Origin of the sequence: Pantoea sp. EKM20T, assembly GCF_011800485.1 — a bacterium.
In the GTDB taxonomy this organism is placed as follows: Bacteria; Pseudomonadota; Gammaproteobacteria; order Enterobacterales; family Enterobacteriaceae; genus Pantoea; species Pantoea agglomerans.
The window spans coordinates 297,931-315,508 of record NZ_JAALFW010000004.1 but is presented as its reverse complement, the minus strand read 5'-3'; the positions used below and the strand labels follow the sequence as shown (position 1 = coordinate 315,508).

15 protein-coding genes are annotated in these 17,578 nt (G+C 53.9%); 6 read left to right on the top strand and 9 right to left on the bottom strand.

Features of this window, described 5'->3' with window-relative positions; genetic code table 11:
• Nucleotides 1–6: 6 nt before the first annotated feature.
• Nucleotides 7–969 (top strand): FAD:protein FMN transferase, encoded by a 963-nt coding sequence (locus HFD94_RS09750; protein ID WP_167433082.1) that lies wholly within the window; start codon nucleotides 7–9, stop codon nucleotides 967–969.
• Here the strand turns inward: HFD94_RS09750 and dcuR are convergent.
• Nucleotides 963–1,682, bottom strand: coding sequence for a two-component system response regulator DcuR (gene dcuR / locus HFD94_RS09745; protein ID WP_009093030.1), 720 nt, complete (start codon nucleotides 1,680–1,682; stop codon nucleotides 963–965). The two genes, HFD94_RS09750 and dcuR, sit on opposite strands and share 7 nt — an antisense overlap.
• Nucleotides 1,679–3,268: a DcuS/MalK family sensor histidine kinase gene (dcuS, locus tag HFD94_RS09740; RefSeq protein WP_207712420.1), complete on the bottom strand. Its 1,590-nt coding sequence runs from the start codon at nucleotides 3,266–3,268 to the stop codon at nucleotides 1,679–1,681. The genes dcuR and dcuS overlap by 4 nt, the downstream gene beginning before the upstream one ends.
• 351 nt (nucleotides 3,269–3,619) lie before the next feature.
• Between dcuS and mqo the strand changes: the two genes are divergently transcribed.
• On the top strand, nucleotides 3,620–5,269 hold the full coding sequence (mqo, locus tag HFD94_RS09735; RefSeq protein ID WP_033760335.1) for a malate dehydrogenase (quinone): 1,650 nt from the start codon (nucleotides 3,620–3,622) through the stop codon (nucleotides 5,267–5,269).
• Nucleotides 5,270–5,342: 73 nt separating this feature from the next.
• Here mqo and HFD94_RS09730 read toward each other — a convergent pair whose 3' ends face one another.
• Nucleotides 5,343–5,654 carry a VF530 family DNA-binding protein gene (locus HFD94_RS09730; protein WP_033761066.1) on the bottom strand — a complete coding sequence of 104 codons (312 nt, stop codon included), beginning with the start codon at nucleotides 5,652–5,654 and terminating at the stop codon, nucleotides 5,343–5,345.
• A 207-nt stretch (nucleotides 5,655–5,861) separates the two neighbouring features.
• Here HFD94_RS09730 and HFD94_RS09725 point away from each other — a divergent pair, with 207 nt between their 5' ends.
• Nucleotides 5,862–7,175 carry an MFS transporter gene (locus HFD94_RS09725; RefSeq protein ID WP_010247251.1) on the top strand — a complete coding sequence of 438 codons (1,314 nt, stop codon included), beginning with the start codon at nucleotides 5,862–5,864 and terminating at the stop codon, nucleotides 7,173–7,175.
• 279 nt (nucleotides 7,176–7,454) lie between these two features.
• On the opposite strand, the gene HFD94_RS23115 is transcribed toward HFD94_RS09725, so the two are convergent.
• The gene (locus tag HFD94_RS23115; protein ID WP_254920067.1) at nucleotides 7,455–7,589 is read right to left on the bottom strand and encodes a hypothetical protein; all 135 of its coding nucleotides are present in this window, start codon (nucleotides 7,587–7,589) and stop codon (nucleotides 7,455–7,457) included.
• Nucleotides 7,590–7,976: 387 nt separating this feature from the next.
• A complete protein-coding gene (locus HFD94_RS09720) occupies nucleotides 7,977–8,981 on the bottom strand; it encodes a nitronate monooxygenase family protein (RefSeq protein ID WP_167433080.1) in 1,005 nt (334 codons plus the stop codon).
• A 169-nt stretch (nucleotides 8,982–9,150) separates the two neighbouring features.
• On the opposite strand from HFD94_RS09720, the gene HFD94_RS09715 reads away from it, so the two are divergent.
• Nucleotides 9,151–10,026: a LysR family transcriptional regulator gene (locus HFD94_RS09715; protein WP_124890558.1), complete on the top strand. Its 876-nt coding sequence runs from the start codon at nucleotides 9,151–9,153 to the stop codon at nucleotides 10,024–10,026.
• Nucleotides 10,027–10,169: 143 nt separating this feature from the next.
• Here HFD94_RS09715 and HFD94_RS09710 read toward each other — a convergent pair whose 3' ends face one another.
• The 3 genes from HFD94_RS09710 to HFD94_RS09700 form a co-directional block, all read right to left on the bottom strand.
• Nucleotides 10,170–11,636 carry an aspartate aminotransferase family protein gene (locus HFD94_RS09710; RefSeq protein WP_167433079.1) on the bottom strand — a complete coding sequence of 489 codons (1,467 nt, stop codon included), beginning with the start codon at nucleotides 11,634–11,636 and terminating at the stop codon, nucleotides 10,170–10,172.
• Between the two features lie 14 nt (nucleotides 11,637–11,650).
• Nucleotides 11,651–13,036, bottom strand: coding sequence for a diaminobutyrate--2-oxoglutarate transaminase (locus tag HFD94_RS09705; protein WP_022624771.1), 1,386 nt, complete (start codon nucleotides 13,034–13,036; stop codon nucleotides 11,651–11,653).
• Between the two features lie 472 nt (nucleotides 13,037–13,508).
• Nucleotides 13,509–14,084 (bottom strand): TetR/AcrR family transcriptional regulator, encoded by a 576-nt coding sequence (locus HFD94_RS09700; RefSeq protein WP_010670320.1) that lies wholly within the window; start codon nucleotides 14,082–14,084, stop codon nucleotides 13,509–13,511.
• A 104-nt stretch (nucleotides 14,085–14,188) separates the two neighbouring features.
• On the opposite strand from HFD94_RS09700, the gene HFD94_RS09695 reads away from it, so the two are divergent.
• Nucleotides 14,189–15,082 carry an ABC transporter six-transmembrane domain-containing protein gene (locus tag HFD94_RS09695; protein WP_033773905.1) on the top strand — a complete coding sequence of 298 codons (894 nt, stop codon included), beginning with the start codon at nucleotides 14,189–14,191 and terminating at the stop codon, nucleotides 15,080–15,082.
• A gap of 139 nt (nucleotides 15,083–15,221) precedes the next feature.
• On the opposite strand, the gene HFD94_RS09690 is transcribed toward HFD94_RS09695, so the two are convergent.
• A complete protein-coding gene (locus HFD94_RS09690; RefSeq protein WP_122889360.1) occupies nucleotides 15,222–15,971 on the bottom strand; it encodes an NAD(P)-dependent oxidoreductase in 750 nt (249 codons plus the stop codon).
• Nucleotides 15,972–16,265: 294 nt separating this feature from the next.
• Here HFD94_RS09690 and HFD94_RS09685 point away from each other — a divergent pair, with 294 nt between their 5' ends.
• A complete protein-coding gene (locus HFD94_RS09685) occupies nucleotides 16,266–17,462 on the top strand; it encodes an MFS transporter (protein ID WP_122889361.1) in 1,197 nt (398 codons plus the stop codon).
• The last annotated feature ends 116 nt before the right edge of the window (nucleotides 17,463–17,578 follow it).

Sequence of the window (17,578 nt, the reverse complement as noted above, 5' to 3'; positions counted from 1 at the left end):
TCGCCTATGTTAACTGATGCGCGTGTCTATGCTTACTCCGCTGTCTTAATGGGTTCACCCATCCTGCTCAAACTCTTCGACGATAATCAGACCCTGGCCGGACAGGTCTTCCGCCTGATTAAACAGCAGGAGAATCTCTTCACGGTTAACCGCGCGGCGTCGGAAGTGATGGCGATTAATCACGCGGCAGGGCAGCATCCGGTGGTCGTCAGTCAGCCGGTGTTTGACCTGATCGCCTGCGCGCATGCGGTGAGCCTGCTGCCCGACAGCCTGTTTAATCTGGCTATCGGCCCGCTGGTGAAGTGCTGGAAAATCGGCTTTCAGGGCCACCGTGTTCCATCAGAGACAGAACTTCAGGCGCGCATGGCGCTGACGAATCCGCATGATGTTATTCTTGATGACGCAAGCCGCAGTGTCATGCTGGCCCAGCCGGGGATGGAGATTGACCTGGGCGCCATCGCCAAAGGCTATATCGCCGATGTTGTGCAGGCATTCTTGCGCCAGCAGCAGGTCAGCAGTGCGCTGATTAATCTGGGCGGAAATGTGCAGACAGTGGGTGCGCCGCCAGAAGAGGCGGGCTGGGCAATCGGCCTGAAAAAACCGTTTGGTGAGGCCGATGAGCTGATCGGGGTGATCGGGGTGAATAATCGCTCGGTGGTGACATCCGGTATCTATGAGCGTTATTTCGAGCTGGATGGCGTCTGTTATCACCACATCCTCGACCCGCGTAGCGGTTATCCGCTGGATAATGACCTGCTGAGCGTCACTGTGATCTCTGACCGGTCACTGGATGGCGACATCTACACCACACTGCTTTACGGCCTCGGCGTTGAACAGGGCATTGCCTGCCTGGCAGAGCAACCGGGCATTGAAGCGATATTTGTGACCCGTGACAGGCAGGTGATCTGCTCGTCACAACGTCACTTTTCTTTTCAGTTACTGGACACCGATTATCGGCTGGTTCACTGACAATATTGTTTGAGTAAAGTGTGATACTCCGGCTGCAGGCGATAGCGATAAACCGGACGGCCCGTGACCCCATAATGAATGCTGGTGAACAGGATATTAATCTGCGCCAGCCAAATCAGATACTTGCGGCAGGAGACGCGGGAGATATTCACCTCGGTTGCCAGTTCGTCGGTGGAGAACTCGGTACCCGGGTGGGCGTCGATCCACAGACACAGGGTGCGCAGGGTCTGCGGTGTTAATCCTTTCGGCAGTCGCTTCTGCTCGCTGGCCCCCGGCGGATTGCCATGCAACAACTGATCAACGTCCGACTGCTGATAGAACTGATGATTATCCATCAGCGATTTTTTCTGTCGCCAGCCAGTCAGCGCCTCTTCAAAGCGGGCAAACTGGAAAGGCTTGATCAGATAATCCACCACACCGTAGTTGAGTGAGGTTTTGATGGTGGCGGCATCTGCTGCTGACGAGATAATAATCACGTCAACCGGACGTCCTGCGCTGCGCAGTTCCGGCAACAGGTCGAGACCGTTCTCCTGCTGCATATAGATATCCAGCAGGATCAGATCAACCTGAGGTTCGGCCTGCGCCAGCCGCTCTTTGGCCTGCTGTAAGGTTGAGGCGGTGCCGCAGCAGGTAAAGCCTGGGATCTGCCCGATATAACAGCGATTCAGCTCGGCTACCATGGCGTCATCATCGACAACTAACACATTGATCATTGGGTAATCATTCCTCTCTCCCACGGAAGTTGTACTAAGAATTGGGTGAATACACCCGGTTCCGACTCGGCACTGACACTGCCGCCCAGGCTTTCGGTCTGCTGCTTAACCAGAAACAATCCGACACCGCGATCTTCGCCTTTTGACGAGACGCCACGCTCAAAAATGGCGCTGAGCTGCGTACCGTCGATCCCGGGTCCGTCATCACTCACTTCACAGGCTAACCAGCCATTCTGATAATGCAGCATGAGGTGGATCTCCCCTTCGGTTTCCGGGTCCAGCGCCTCAAGCGCATTTTCAATTAAATTGCCCAGCACCGTAATCAGTACCGCGCTCTGCTCCTCGCTGCCGCAGTCGGGCAGAAAACTCGCCTCATCGATAATCAGCTGATGGCCTTCATCGGTCACCCGGTTGATTTTGCTGAGCAGGAAACCCGCAATGATGGGCGATTTGATCTTTTGCAGCAGCGAACCAATCTCCGTCTGATAGGCGTTGGCGGTTTTCAGGATGTACTCTTCCATCTGCGCATAGTTTTTCATATGCAGCAGGCCCAGAATGACATGCAGCTTGTTCATGAACTCATGGGAACGTTCACGTAACGCGTCTACATAGTTTACCATGCCGTCCAGACGCTGCATCAGCTGGCTGATCTCGGTCTTGTCCCTGAAGGTGGTCACCGCGCCGATAATGCGGTCACGACTGCGAACCGGCACGGTATTGCTGATCAGGATGCGATTACCCAGCGTCAGCTCCTGATCGTGCCAGGCTTTACCCGCATGCAGCGCATCCTGCTGATGGCGGTGCATTACGCTCTCTTCAGCAATCAGATCGCCGCTTAACGGCATCTTGCGGGTAGTCTCATGCAGCAGCTGCTGCGCCGCGTGGTTAATCAGGCTGACGCGTGACTCATCATCTACCGCAATCACACCCTCTTTAATAGAATTGAGGATCGCCTGACGCTGCTCGAACAGGCTGGAAATTTCGTGCGGCTCCAGCCCGAGCAATATGCTCTTAAGGCGCCTGACCAGAATAAGAATCCCCAGCAGGCCAACCAGGCCGCCAAATAAGACAGTCCAGACGATGTTCCAGCGGCTTTTGGCAATCTGCGCCGCCACATCATTCAGCGCAATGCCGATCGCCACCACACCAATCTGCTGATGATCTGCGTTATAAACCGGGGTAAATACCCGCAGTGCCTCTACCAGCACGCCGTGATTTACCGCCACATTTTCCCGCCCGCTGAGGGCCGGATAGATATCGTTGCCGACAAAATGTTTGCCAATCACCGCCGCGTTCGGGTGTGAAAAGCGAATGCCACGCATATCCGTCACCACCACAAACAGCAGGCCGTTGCGTTTGCGCGCGGCTTCAGCCAGTGGCTGAATCTGGCTGCTGCCGTCCGGTAACAGTAACCCACGCTGCACTTCAGGGCTGTCTGCCAGAGTGCGTGCCACTGCCATCGCCTTATCTTTAAGATGCGACTGAGCAAAGTTATCGATCTGCACAAAATAGAGCAGATGGACAGCGAGCAGCACGGTGACGATAACCGCGGTCATCATCAGGGTGGTCAGGGTACTGAGTTTCATGGGTCGTTTAGTCACGGCATGTCGGTTCTGTGGTTGGCTTGTCATTGGCGTTCAGCACGGGTGGGAGATCGCCCGGAAACATACGCTAACTGACCGCATCAGTACAGTTTTAGCGGTCTTCGCGCGGGCAATCGCCGGAGAACAATATTTGTGTTAGGGGATTGTATAATTCAAAGGACACCCTTAATGTGTGGTTAAAATATGTGAGCAATTCGGTAAGCCTTTTGTAATTAAATTAAGGCTAAATTGCTATTTTTAATTTTATAACTATTTTCACATTAACTCACAAATAACATTATTTTAAACTTTAAGGACTTTTTTTAACCAGTACCGTCTGAGCTGTAGATTAAAATGATGAATTCAAAGAAAGTTATTCCCACTCTTTCCCTCGCGGCCTTGTTAGTTTCTTCAGCACTGCATGCTGAAACTTCACCAGAAAAAACCGACGTCCTGTTAATTGGTGGCGGCATCATGAGCGCCTCAATGGGCACCATGCTGGAAGAGCTGCAGCCTGGCTGGAAACAGATCATGGTTGAGAAGCTGGATGGTGTGGCACTGGAATCCTCTAACGGCTGGAACAACGCCGGTACCGGTCACTCTGCCAATATGGAGCTGAACTATACGCCTGAGCGTAAAGACGGCTCGATCGACGTGACGAAAGCGTTGGAAATCAACGAAGCTTTCATGGTTTCACGCCAGTTCTGGAGTTCGCAGGTCAAAGAGGGCGTGATGCACGATCCGCGCTCTTTCATCAACTCAACGCCACACATGAGCTTCGTCTGGGGCGACAACGTCGACTTCCTGACTAAACGCTATGCGGCGTTACAGAAAACCGCGCTGTTCCAGGGCATGAAGTTCTCTACCGATCACAAGCAGATCGAGCAGTGGGCACCGCTGGTGATGGAAGGTCGTGATCCCCAGCAGAAAGTGGCCGCAACCTGGACGCCGGTTGGCACCGACGTAAACTACGGTGAAATTACCCGTCAGCTAATCGGCAGCCTGAAGAAGAATGACAACTTCCGTCTGGAAACCTCGTCTGAAGTCACCGATTTCAAACGTAACGGTGATAACTCATGGCACGTCACCATTAAAGATGCCAAAAACGGCAACGAGCGTGCGGTTGACGCGAAATATGTCTTTATTGGTGCTGGCGGCGGCGCGCTGAAATTACTGCAGAAAACCGGCATCCCGGAAGCGGAAAACTATGCAGGCTTCCCGGTGGGTGGTTCATTCCTGGTAACCGAAAACAAGGCGATTGCCGATCGTCACCTGGCGAAAGTCTACGGTCAGGCGTCTACCGGTGCACCACCGATGTCCGTTCCGCATCTGGATACTCGTTATCTGGATGGCAAACGCGTCGTGCTGTTTGGACCGTTCGCGACCTTCTCAACCAAGTTCCTGAAAAATGGTTCACTGTTTGATCTGCTGAGCACCACCACTACCCATAACATCGTGCCAATGACCGACGTGGGTATGGATAACTTCGACCTGGTGAAATACCTGGTTGGCCAGGTGATGCTGACAGAAGAAGATCGCTTCGAAGCGCTGAAAGAGTACTACCCGGACGCGAAGAAAGAGGACTGGAAACTGATTCAGGCCGGTCAGCGCGTACAGATCATCAAGAAAGATGCTGACAAAGGTGGCGTGCTGAAACTGGGTACAGAAATTGTGACCGATCAGCAGAAAACCGTGGCGGCACTGCTGGGTGCTTCTCCTGGTGCATCGACCGCTGCGCCTATCGCGTTAAGCGTGATGCAGAAACTGTTCCCGGAAGAGTTTAAGTCAGCGGAATGGCAGGCAAAAATCCACAAGATGATCCCAGGCTACGGTCAGAAACTGAATGACAACGTGCCGATGCTCCAGCAGGTATGGAATGACACCGCTGCGACTCTGCAGCTGACCACACCGCCGGTTATCAACATGGATGGCAAAGCAGCCGAGGCGCCAGCAGCACAGCCTGAGCAGGCAGCGCCTTCAGCGAAGCACGACATGGCGCTGTAACAGCGACCTGACGTAAAAAAAGCCCGCACAGGTTATCCTGCGCGGGCTTTTTTATTGCCGCGTTGTCTGCCCGTTACTCCGGCTGGTTACCGCGCCAGTTGCCCCAGGGATCTTCTGCGGGTGCTTGATCCGCCTCTTCAGACGGTGCTTCGCGGGAGGCCGGTTTCTCTTTTAACGAGGCGAGATAAAGCGCTTCGACTTCAGCCCGCGCCCAGGGCGTGCGCCGCAAAAACTTCAGGCTTGATTTAACACTCGGATCGCTTTTAAAGCAGTTAATGTTGATCCGTTTTCCCAGCTCCGCCCAGCCATACTGCGCGACTAAACTGTTTATCTGCATCTCCAGCGTTACGCCATGCAGAGGATCTTTTGAGGTTTGTGCGTTCATCATCTATCCGCCTGATTCATTCAATGCCGCACATCCTGACAATCGTAAAGCCGTTGTGCAAGGCGTGAAGGTGAAAAAGGGCGTGCCGTGGCGCGTTAAGCGCAGATTTCTGTGTCTGAGTTAACGTGACAGGCAGAAGAGTGCGCAGGCGTGCGGCGATTGTGCTAATCATAAGCGACTGATGATGCTCAAAAAGGATCCCCTGCCATGTCTGTGCCCGTCGATAATCTGCTCAGCTCCGCCAGCCGTAAACGTGCTCTGATAGCCGGTTCGGTAGGTAATTTCATTGAATGGTATGAGTTTGCCGTCTATGGCTTTCTTGCCACCGTGATAGCGCAGAACTTTTTCCGGCTGGAAGGGGAGTCAGCGCTGACCGGGCTTCTGCTGACCTATGCGTCATTTGCCATCGCCTTTTTCTTCCGTCCACTCGGAGCAATCATTTTCGGCCGGATGGGTGATCGCATCGGGCGCAAACCCACGCTGATTTTTGTATTAATCATGATGACGCTGGCGACGGCGGCTATCGGCCTGGTACCCACCTATGCCCAGTTGGGCATCCTGGCGCCGCTGATCGTGACCGGTCTGCGTATTCTGCAGGGGCTGTTCGCGGGGGGTGAGTATGGCGGGGCGGTATCGCTGATGACCGAGTTTGCACCGCGCGGTAAGCGGGGCCTTTATGGGGCGTGGCAATCTTTTACTGTGGCGCTGGGATTACTGGCTGGCGCGGGCATCGTAGCGCTGCTCTCACTGCTGCTGTCGCCGGAGCAGATGCTGAGCTGGGGCTGGCGCATCCCGTTCTTCATTGCCCTGCCGCTGGGTGTCATCGCGCTCTGGCTGCGGGTTCAGATGGAGGAGACCCCGGCGTTTATTCAGCAGCAGGCAAAACCCGTTGTAAAAGTTGACGCCAGCCTTGGCGATACGCTGAAAACGATCCTGCTCGGTATCTGTCGGCTGATGGTCTGGTCGGCGGCCGGTTACACCTGGCTGGTGATTATGCCGACGTACCTGCAGGCATCGCTGCACACCGGCTTTAACCAGGCGTTGCTGATTGCGGTGATATCGAACCTGGGCTTTGCTGCCACCATCATCCCGGCCGGCATGCTGAGTGACAGGATTGGCCGCCGTGCGGTGATGGTGACAGCGGCGGTATTGCTGCTGGTGCTCTCTCTGCCGCTGCTTAACATACTTCAGGCAGAGAGCACCGGGCTGCTGCTGAAAGCGCTGGTGGTGTTTATCGCGGGCGGAGTAGTCGGGTTGCTGGCCGGACCGGGGCCTGCAATGCTGGCAGAGATGTTCCCGACGCGGGTGCGTTATACCGGACTGGGTCTGGCCTATTCGCTTTCTAACGCGGTGTTTTCTGGCTGTGCCGGATTGATCATCACCGGGTTGATTAAACAGACCGGTAATCCCGATATCCCCGCCTGGTATGTGATGGCGACTGCGCTGGTCAGTATTGTTGCGTTGATGACCCTGAACAAAGATGATCATCTGCGGCTACTGGATGAGCCACCGTCGCGCTAAGTGTCGGCAAGCAAGCTGAGCGGGAAATTCAGGCTGCATAAGTGTTATGCAGCCTTTTTTACTGACAGGTCTGCCGGGAAGGGCAACAAACAAGCCTGCTTATCAGAAATGCAGCTGTAATATCACTGGCGTAACGTGTCGCTCTGTTCAGGCCGATGTAACAGGGTTTTATTCCGTAAGCGATTCAGCCGGATCAACGTCACTGACCTTCTCGCGTCATCAACACCGCCAACAGATCTGAAGCCAAAGAGGATGCTGGAGAGAAGGATTCAGACAAGGTCATTCACTTTGCGATGATGGCAAACTGAAAACCTGATCACGGCAATTAACTTTATGAGCATGGTTGTCGGCAATAATGATGACAGCAGCCATAATCATACCGAGAAGAATGATAACTATTTTACGCAGGAGCATAAGCGTTAATTCCTGTGAAATTAAACTATTCTTATCTGTAATATGTTATTCATTTTTATCAGTGACTTAACGTGAGTGTTGATTAATTATGGCTGAAGTAAAATCTTTATTCATTGATCGCGATGCGGTTTTCCAGACTCTGCTGAAATAAAGCCGTCATGCAAATTCTTAAATAAACGAAATCTAAATGAGGGAATAAAAGCTGTTATTTTATCTTGTGTCTGTTTGACTGAAAAGGGTTGAATCTGTATGGCAGCAGGCTGCGAAGATAAAAAGCTGAATAACGGCCCACAATTGAACACTGCGGGCAGCACGCTGGACCCGGTCCGGACTCATCCGACAACCGGATCCCGAGGGTGGCGGCAGTCATCACTAACTTTAAACAGATTACAGACTGAGAACGGTGTCGTCAGATTTCTGTTTCTCCGGCTGAGTGATGAAATCCTGTGCCAGATCGGCGACGATGGCTGCAACGGTTCGCACCGATTTGATCATCGAGATGCCGGTGCCTGTCGAAACGACGCCTTTGTCAAAATTGCCCAGTCGCATCGCCTGCCATAAAGAGTGGTAGCCATTCATTGCAGTGAACAGGGTTTCACGGTCAGCGCCGTGCGCATCAAGTTCTGCCAGCCTGGGGCTGAGCGGCGTGGGCAATGTACGGTAATAAGCGGGCAGGGTGCGAAAAAGTAGCAGATCTTCTGCGCTCGATGAAACAATCAGCTGCTTGACCTTCTCATCCGCCGGGTTCTCCTGCGCGGTTAAAAACAGGCTGCCTATCCAGACGCCTTCTGCACCTAACGCCATGGCTGCACGCACGCCACGCACATCCCCAATCCCGCCTGCCGCCAGCACCGGAATTTTCACACTGTCAGCGATCATAGGCACGATGCTGAACGTTCCGATAATGCGTGATGGCACGGTGCCGCCTTCATCAAATCCGGTGGCGACAATGATATCGGCGCCAAGCTTTTCAGCCTGCTGAGAATTCGCTACGTCAGGCGTCAGCGCACGATAAAGGATTTTGATGCGATGTTGTTTCAGAAAATCGAATATTTCGGCATCAAGCACTTCATTAACTAAAACGACCTCTACCTTCTCTTCAACAAACATTTCAGCTGTTGGCCGCCAGAAACTCATATCCGGCCCATTGATCAGGGTTGCCCCAAAAGGTTTATCCGTCAGCTGTTTGGTTTTTCTGATTTGCTCACGCATGCGCTCCAGCGCCATGAAACGAGAGTCCGGCAATGTATCCTGCCCGGCGTTGGGGCCAATTACGCCTAATCCGCCTGCGTTGGATACCGCAGCAACAAACGTTGCATTGGTCAGAAAATACATGGGTGCCTGAATAATGGGATAGCGAATATTCAGAATTTCTGTCACACGGTTTTTCATCGCTTTTTCCTTATCCGGATACTGTGTAGCCAGACTTATTCGTTAGAAATAAGAATTTTTTACGGGCCGTTTTATTTTTATTCTCTTAGCCAAAACAGGGAGTTTAATAGTTGAAAATAAGAAGTAAACGGTCAGAATTGGGTACGTGTTTGCCAGATATGGAAAGATAATGGATCTCAACGCGACAAAACTCTTTATTGCAGTCGTTCAGGCAGGCAGCTTTTCAGCGGCAAGTGAGAGAACGGCTATCCCCATCTCTACGCTGGTGCGGAAAGTGAACGAGCTGGAGCGGGCACTGGGTGTGCAGTTACTGGAGCGATCAAAGAAAGGGGTCAGGCCGACCTACAAAGGACAACAGTTCTTTGAGCAATCGCGACCTGGCCTGGAATTGCTGGAAGAGGCCACCAAAACGGTCAGGTCTGCGCACAAACTGGCGGGCAAACTGCGAATATCGGTGCCGCCTGACTTCACTATCTGGTGGGAGTTACTGCATGCGTTTCAGCAACGCTATCCTGATATCAAAGTGTTTTGCCACTCAGGGGAAAGAGTGGTGGATCTGTTTGAAGATGGCATTGACGTGGCACTCAGGCTGGGCGAGTTGCATACCGAGGATGTAATTGCGAAACCGGTTATGAATGTCGAGGCATGGTTTGTTGCCACGCCTGAACTGGCTGAACGCTTTGGACATCCGCAGACGCTGGCGGCGCTGGCGACGTGTCCGATAGCCAGCTGGGAAGGGCTTAACAGTGGTTCCTTTGAGTGGGTATCCGGAGACGAGAAGGTAAAGTTTGAGCCGTTTTTTTCCTCCAACAACACGCAGGGCCTGCGCCATTACGCACTGAGCGGTGCCGGAGTATCGCTGTTGTTTGATTTTTTAGTGAAACCTGATGTGGAGAGCGGGAAGCTGGTGCGGTTGTTGTCCGATTATCCGACTCACTCGATGCCTTTACATCTGGTCTATGTCAGGCACAAACATCCTTCAGCCATCACACTCGCGTATCTGGATTTTTGTGCTGAATGGGTAAGTCAATACAAGATCGGCTAGGGGCTACACAAAAGGGGCAGAGGCGGAGGTGTCCGGCAAACCAGCGCACAGGCGCTGTGGCCTCACCGATGAATGAAAGGGATAAACACAGAAAAAGAAAAGGCGCCCTGAGGCGCCTCTGATAGTAACCCTGACGCCACTATTTACACCAGCTGCTGTGCCGTGGTTTCCACCAATGTCAGCAACACTTTGATATCTTCCAGCGTCACTGTCGGATTCAGCAGGGTCATCTTCAGGCAGGTCACGCCATCGAACTCGGTCACACCAACGTTGGCGCGGCCCGATTCCAGCAGGGCATCACCGATACGCTGATTCAGCAACGCAATATCCGCACTGCTGAAGTGCGCCAGATGCGCCGGACGATAGCGGAACAGCACGCTGGCCAGCTGCGGTTTCATCACCAGCTCCAGCGCAGGCTGCTCATCAACGTACTGTGCAACCTGCTGTGCCAGCGTCACACCGTGATCGATGATTTCGGCATACTGTTTCTGACCCAGCGCTTCCAGGCCCATCCACAGTTTCAGTGCATCGAAACGGCGGGTGGTCTGAAGGGATTTGGATACCAGATTCGGCACACCCTGCGCTTCATCAAACTCAGAGTTCAGATAGGCCGCCTGGTAGCGCATCAGCTCATAGTGGCGCGCTTCCTTCAGCAGGAAAGCACCACAGCTGATGGTCTGGAAGAACTGCTTATGGAAGTCCAGGGTAATGGAATCGACCAGCTCAATGCCATCCAGATAGTCACGATACTTTTCTGAGAGCAGCAGCGCGCCGCCCCAGGCCGCATCGACGTGCACCCAGATGTTCTCTTCGGCCGCCAGCGCCGCGATTTCGCGCAGGGGATCGATCGCACCAGCATCGGTAGTACCCGCCGTGGCAACAATCGCCAGAATGTTTTCACCGTTGGCTTTGGAGGCTGCCAGTTTGTGGCGCAGGTCATCCATATCCATGCGGGCAAAGCGATCGCATTTCACCTGCGTCACGGATTGATAGCCCAGACCCAGCAGCGCCATATTCTTCTGAACCGAGAAGTGCGCATTCTCTGAACAGAAGACTTTAATCTTCTTCAGATCGCCGGTTAAACCATCCTGCTGAACAGAATGACCCTGACGGGCAAACCAGGCGTCACGCGCCAGCATCAGACCCATCAGGTTGCTCTGGGTGCCGCCGCTGGTAAAGACACCCGCGTCGCCGGACTGATAACCGACCTGGATGCGCAGCCACTCGATCAGCTTCATCTCAATCAGGGTGGCTGAAGGTGCCTGGTCCCACGAATCCATACTCTGGTTGGTGGCATTAATCAGGACTTCCGCCGCCTGGCTGATAACCAGGCTCGGGCAGTGCAGATGCGCCACACACTGCGGGTGATGAACCGACAGGCTGTCTTTGAGGAAGTACTCAATGGCGCGTTCAATCGCGGCCTGGTTGCCCAGGCCCTGAGGATTGAAGTCCAGCTTAATGCGCTCGCGCAGCTCTGCGACGGTTTTTCCCTGATACATCTCAGGTTGTTCCAGCCACTTCACGACGGCCGCGCTACTCTGGGCAATCGCCTGCTGGTAGGCCTCGGTACTCTGTGCTGAGGCCGCCAGAATCGGGTTTAACCGGGACATTGCATTCACTCCACTCAAACTGGTTTCACGCCAGCTGACAGCAGGGCGTTTTCAAATTTATCCATAAACACGTCCAGTTCTGCATCTGTGATCAGCAGGGAAGGCAGCAGACGTAATACGCTGCCGTGACGTCCGCCACGCTCCAGAATCAGGCCGTTCTCAAAACATTTTTTCTGTACCAGCGCGGAGAGCTCGCCGTCTGCCGGGAAGCTGCCCATGTGATCAGCGGCTTCGTCAGGTTTCACCAGCTCAATGCCGATCATCAGACCCAGACCACGCACGTTGCCGATTACCGGGTAGCGCTGCTGCAGCTCGCCCAGTTTGCCTTTCAGCCATTCGCCCTGTGCAGCAACTTTGTCAGCGATGTTGTTATCTTTCAGCAGTTTCAGCGTAGTCAGGCCGGTCGCCATTGCGAGCTGGTTGCCACGGAAGGTGCCGGTGTGGTGGCCAGGAGACCAGGCGTCGAACTCTTTCTTAATGCCCAGTACCGCCAGTGGCAGACCGCCGCCGACCGCTTTTGACATCACGATGATGTCTGGCTCAATACCGGCGTGCTCAAAGGCGAAGAATTTACCGGTACGGGCTATGCCCGCCTGCACTTCGTCGATGATCAGCAGAATGCCATGCTCTTTGGTCACTTTACGGATGCGCTGCAGCCACTCAGCCGGAGCCGGGTTAACACCGCCTTCGCCCTGAACCGCTTCCAGAATGACGGCTGCCGGTTTGCGAACGCCGCTCTCAACGTCGTTGATCAGGTTTTCGAAGTAGTAGGTCAGCGCTTTCACGCCCGCTTCACCGCCAATGCCCAGCGGGCAGCGGTAGAGGTGCGGATAAGGCATGAACTGCACTTCCGGCATCAAGCCGTCGACGGCTTCTTTCGGTGACAGGTTGCCGGTAACCGAAAGCGCGCCGTGGGTCATGCCGTGATACGCACCAGAGAAGCTGATGATGCCGGAACGACCGGTGTGTTTTTTCGCCAGTTTCAGCGCCGCTTCAACGGCATCCGCGCCCGACGGGCCGGTAAACTGCAGGCAGTACTCTTTGCCCTGACCCGGTAATAACGAGAGCAGGTACTCAGAAAACGCATCTTTTAACGGCGTGGTTAAATCAAGAGTATGTAACGGCAAGCCGCTGGTAATGACATTTTGAATGCTCTGCAGAACGTCTGGATGGTTATGACCCAATGCCAGCGTTCCGGCACCTGCAAGACAGTCGAGATACTGATTATTCTCGACGTCTGTGATCCAGACACCCTGTGCTTTCGCAATCGCGAACGGCAATTTGCGAGGATAACTTCGAACGTTTGATTCAAATTCAGCCTGACGGGCTAAATAGGTTTCATTGGTTGCGTTTAAGTTCTGTGCATTCAAACTATCAATACGGACTTTATCCGTCATCATATCTCTCCTACAACCGGGACGGGCGTAGCGTCGCAGTTGAATAAATGTATTTAAATTGGGGTATGTGTTTTAAGCGCGGCCAATATAGGTGTTTTTAAGGTCCGACTCAATGTTTAATTTTATCGGCAGATAACAGATTCTTTGCTATAGGAATCAATCATTTGGTGAGTTTGTGAACGTATACATTATTGCCGCTTCGCTAGTCCGTTGTTAATAAGTGGCGTAAAAACACCAGCTTACCCTGCGCGGGGCGTGCTAAGTCAATGATAATAATCTGTGTAAATAGCTGTTTCCGGGGCAAAACGCTATCAAAAAGGGGCCTTTTCAGATGGAAAAAGCATAAGTCAGTTTGACTGAAGAAGCTGCATTTATAGCGGGTTAAAAGCGCAGACCAATTAAAATAATAAACCTTTTATTAACATTTAATTAAAATCTGGCGTTGTTAAAGCCTTTATAACGCGTCAGATCCACGTTACGACAGGAGATGATCAATAAACTGCGTTAAGTCAGCCATCCCTTCGCTTGCCTTTTTCTCCGACGGATTGATGGTCAGCAAATCGGCATAGCCGTTAAGCATCGCACTGATTTGCCGGGCGGTGCGCGGTATATCGGCACAACGCAGCGTTCCATCTGTGACGCCGTCACGAATTATCTCCTCCACCAGCGCCTGCCACGCTGCCGTCATTTGTTCTGCCAGCGCGGCATAGGCTTCGTGATGCGCAGCCATCTGCCAGAATGAAGCATAAAGTTGCCAGGTTGCATCCGGTGCGCTCGGCAGATGACTTTCGAACAGCGTCAGCAACCTCTGGCGGGGTGTGAGTAGAGTCAGGGAGTCAGCAAAATTTTCTAAATCCACGTGCATAAAGCGTTCAAGCGCTGCCAGGCAGAGCGTCTGCCAGTTGCTGAAATAGTGATAAATATGACTGCGTGAAATGCCCACCGACTCAGTGAGTTCCCGAGTGGTCACTTTTTCGATCCCTTTCTCGATAAATAACACTATCGCGGCATCCAGGATTTTGGTTCTCAGTGCTTCAGCTGACTCTTTCATCTCTCTCTCAATGAGTGTCACGTTGACTTTGAGCAACTGCTCAAATAGACTGCTTTTCGTTCTTGAGCAACCGCTCAAGACTCATGATATCAGAAACAGAAACTATGCATTCCTCAAAAACGATCCTGCCGGTAGCAAAACCCCGCAGCGCTATTCTGACATTAAAAATGCTCGGCCGTCGCCATAGCCGCAAGCTGTTCCTCACGCTGCTGCTGGTGGTGGCTGAAAATGTCATGTATCTCCTCTATCCGCTGCTGGCGGGCTTCGCTATTAATGCGATTCTCTCCGGCAGGACCTGGCATGCGGTGCTCTATGCGGTGATGGTGTTTACCATGTGGGCCATCGGAGCGGCACGACGCAGCGTCGATACCCGCACCTTTGCCCGTATTTACGCCGGGCTGGCCGTGCCGGTGATTGTGGCACAGCGTAACGAAAACCAGAGCGCTTCCACCATTGCCGCGCGGGTGGCCTTGTCACGCGAGTTTGTCGACTTTTTTGAGAAACATCTGCCGGTGCTGATTACCTCGCTGGCCTCTATGACCGGCGCCGCGGTGATGCTGCTGGCTATCGAGTTCTGGACCGGCGCGGGCTGTCTGGCGATCCTGCTGTTCTTCGCCTGTTTCCTGCCGGGATTTACCCGCAAAAACGATGTGCTGTTTGGTCGTCTGAATAACCGGCTGGAGAAAGAGGTGAGCTTTGTCAGCAACGCTAACGCTGCGTCACTGGACCGTCATTATGGCGTGCTGGCCAGCCTGCGGATCCGTCTCTCCGATCGGGAAGCCTGGGGTTATCTGGCCATCGGTAGCGTGGCAGCGCTGCTATTTGCTGTCACCATTGCGGTAATGTCGAACCGTGGCGGGACCAATGCGGGTCACATCTATTCGGTGATGACCTATATGTGGATGTTTGCCATGAGCCTGGATGATGGCCCACAGCTGCTGGAAAAATATTCCCAGCTGAAAGACATAGGTCGCCGGGTAAATACCGGCACGCACTGATTTGGCCGATTCAGCCGCTGCCTTCTTTTCGGCGTTGTCTCAGTTGAGGGCTGAAGCAGCCGCCGGACCAGCCGGCGGCACGGAGATGAAGAATAACGAGCCGACTCGGGACTGGAAGCGGTTACGGCTCAGGGAGGGGCTAATAATCCAGTTCACCTGGCGCAAATGCCCTGAATGCGTTATCAGACGGCGTATAGCCCAGCACTTCTCGCGTCTGTGTCAGATCAAAGCGCTTAAAGCGGTTATCGGAAATGCCGTAGCCAATAAAGAAGGTGATCTTCTCTGCCTCGACGGCGCCAGTCAGCAATCTGACGGCATCTTCCGGACTCAGCCATGCGCTGTAATCCCTCGCATTATGCAGGCTGTTATCCAGTGCAGGTTCAAACGCCCCGATTCTCAGCGCCACACAGCTCAACCCGTGCTGGCTGGCATAGAAGGCGCAAAGTGCTTCACCATAACATTTGGTGACGCCATACAGATTCGCGGGAGAGACGGCCATGCCGGGATGTATCTGGACATCCGCCGGGTAGCCCTCAATGGTCTGCGCACTGCTGGCAAAGACCAGACGACGACAGCGGTGCTCAGCTGCTGCCTTGAGTATCCAGGTCGTAGAGAGAATATTGGCGGGCAGCAGTTCGTCGAAACTGGCCTGCGCATCCGGGATACCGGCGAGGTGGATGACGGTATCGACAGGCTCTTCAGCCAGTAATTTCTCCGCCGCACCAGGTTGTGACAGATCCGCCACAATAAAACGATGGGGTGCGAGTATCGTGTAATCCGGCTCACATAAATCGGTCAGGATAAAACGGTAGTTGTTCTGGCTGGCCGCAAAGAAAGTGCGCCCGATGCGCCCGCTGGCACCGGTAAGAAGGATAACTCTGGTCGTCATCTGGTCATTCCTGTTATGCAAAAGAAGCGCTGAGAGGTCAGTTAAACAGAGATTCCCGACTCGGGCCTGCGTAGCTTTCCGGATTGTGATCTTAAACAGGTCGCTATGCGCCAGAGTGGCACGGATAAAGACCTACGTTACCGCAGCCTTCACTGTGCGCCAGATCACATAAATGGGTTGCTAAGCGCAGCCTGACTTTTTATAGTCTGCCCGCTTCACCCGGACGGGAACACGCTCTGCTTTCTCTCTCCGGCTCACTTCAGTTTTTTCAGTTCTGGCCATTGGGAATCAATTTTGTTAAGAAAAAATCATAAAACCGACGATGCCGGTTTTGTCCGCTGGGCATTACTGGCCCTCGCGCTGGGCGGCTTTGGCATCGGTACCGGTGAGTTCATCATGATGGGCCTGCTGCCAGATGTTTCACGCTCCCTTGCGATTACCGAGCCGCAGGCGGGCAACGCCATCGCCAGTTACGCACTGGGCGTGGTGGTCGGTGCGCCGTTTATTGCGGTGCTGGCGGCGCGAATGGCACGTAAATCGCTGCTGCTGATCCTGATGGCGCTGTTCAGCATCGGTAATGTTGCCAGCGCGATGGCCGAAAGCTATCACGGCCTGCTCGTGGCGCGTTTTCTGACCGGGCTGCCTCACGGCGCCTACTTTGGTGTGGCATCGCTGGTAGCCGCCTCGCTGGTGCCGATTGAACGTCGTGGCCGCGCGCTGGCGTCACTGATGCTGGGACTGACGGTGGCGACCCTGATTGGTGTGCCGCTGGGCTCCTGGATAGGGCAGTTATTTAGCTGGCACGTGGTGTTCACCTTTGTGGGCGCAATAGGACTGCTAACCTGCCTGCTGATTGGCCGCTATGTTCCTTACACGCCTGGCGATGTGGATGCGCATCCGCTGCGGGAACTGGGCGCGCTGAAAAACGCGCAGGTGCTGCTGACCCTGCTGGTGGGGGCGGTAGGATTTGGCGGGATGTTCGCTATCTTCAGTTATATCGCGCCGACGCTGATTAACATTGCTGGCATCTCCCCCTCGCTGATCCCCTGGGCGATGGTGGCGTTTGGGCTGGGAATGATCATCGGTAATCTGGTGGGTGGCCGTCTGGCTGATGGCCCGGTGCTGAATATTATTGGCTGGACGCTGTTATGGAACGTGCTGGTGATGCTGGCCTTCCCGGTGCTGGTTCAGCATGTGGCAACCGGCCTGCTGGCCACGTTCCTGATCGGCACCTGCTCAGTGCTGCTGCCGTCGTTGCAGATTCGCCTGATGGATGTCGCCAATGAGTCGCAAACCCTGGCGGCTGCGATGAATCACTCGGCGTTGAACATTGCCAATGCGATGGGCGCGTATCTTGGGGGCCTGACGGTGTCGCTGGGCTATGGCTGGATCTCAACAGCGTGGGTGGGTGTTGCGCTGGGCGTGGCCGGTCTGATGGTCTTTGTGCTCACGGCGCGACATGCTGCCCGTCAGCAGACTCAACTGGCCTGAGTTCTATAAAGCAGGGCGCAGCGATACTGTTTATCGCTGCGCTTTATCGCTACATGGCCGCCGTATAATTTTTCAGCAATGATTAACCGCACTATTATTGACTCTCTGACCGTTCA

What these genes read in the sequence shown, in the direction of transcription:
- HFD94_RS09750 (WP_167433082.1), top strand. Translation starts at nt 7, where the DNA reads ATGTTAACTGATGCGCGTGTCTATGCTTACTCCGCTGTCTTAATGGGT.
- dcuR (WP_009093030.1), bottom strand. Translation starts at nt 1,682, where the DNA reads ATGATCAATGTGTTAGTTGTCGATGATGACGCCATGGTAGCCGAGCTG.
- dcuS (WP_207712420.1), bottom strand. Translation starts at nt 3,268, where the DNA reads ATGAAACTCAGTACCCTGACCACCCTGATGATGACCGCGGTTATCGTC.
- mqo (WP_033760335.1), top strand. Translation starts at nt 3,620, where the DNA reads ATGATGAATTCAAAGAAAGTTATTCCCACTCTTTCCCTCGCGGCCTTG.
- HFD94_RS09730 (WP_033761066.1), bottom strand. Translation starts at nt 5,654, where the DNA reads ATGAACGCACAAACCTCAAAAGATCCTCTGCATGGCGTAACGCTGGAG.
- HFD94_RS09725 (WP_010247251.1), top strand. Translation starts at nt 5,862, where the DNA reads ATGTCTGTGCCCGTCGATAATCTGCTCAGCTCCGCCAGCCGTAAACGT.
- HFD94_RS23115 (WP_254920067.1), bottom strand. Translation starts at nt 7,589, where the DNA reads ATGCTCCTGCGTAAAATAGTTATCATTCTTCTCGGTATGATTATGGCT.
- HFD94_RS09720 (WP_167433080.1), bottom strand. Translation starts at nt 8,981, where the DNA reads ATGAAAAACCGTGTGACAGAAATTCTGAATATTCGCTATCCCATTATT.
- HFD94_RS09715 (WP_124890558.1), top strand. Translation starts at nt 9,151, where the DNA reads ATGGATCTCAACGCGACAAAACTCTTTATTGCAGTCGTTCAGGCAGGC.
- HFD94_RS09710 (WP_167433079.1), bottom strand. Translation starts at nt 11,636, where the DNA reads ATGTCCCGGTTAAACCCGATTCTGGCGGCCTCAGCACAGAGTACCGAG.
- HFD94_RS09705 (WP_022624771.1), bottom strand. Translation starts at nt 13,036, where the DNA reads ATGATGACGGATAAAGTCCGTATTGATAGTTTGAATGCACAGAACTTA.
- HFD94_RS09700 (WP_010670320.1), bottom strand. Translation starts at nt 14,084, where the DNA reads ATGAAAGAGTCAGCTGAAGCACTGAGAACCAAAATCCTGGATGCCGCG.
- HFD94_RS09695 (WP_033773905.1), top strand. Translation starts at nt 14,189, where the DNA reads ATGCATTCCTCAAAAACGATCCTGCCGGTAGCAAAACCCCGCAGCGCT.
- HFD94_RS09690 (WP_122889360.1), bottom strand. Translation starts at nt 15,971, where the DNA reads ATGACGACCAGAGTTATCCTTCTTACCGGTGCCAGCGGGCGCATCGGG.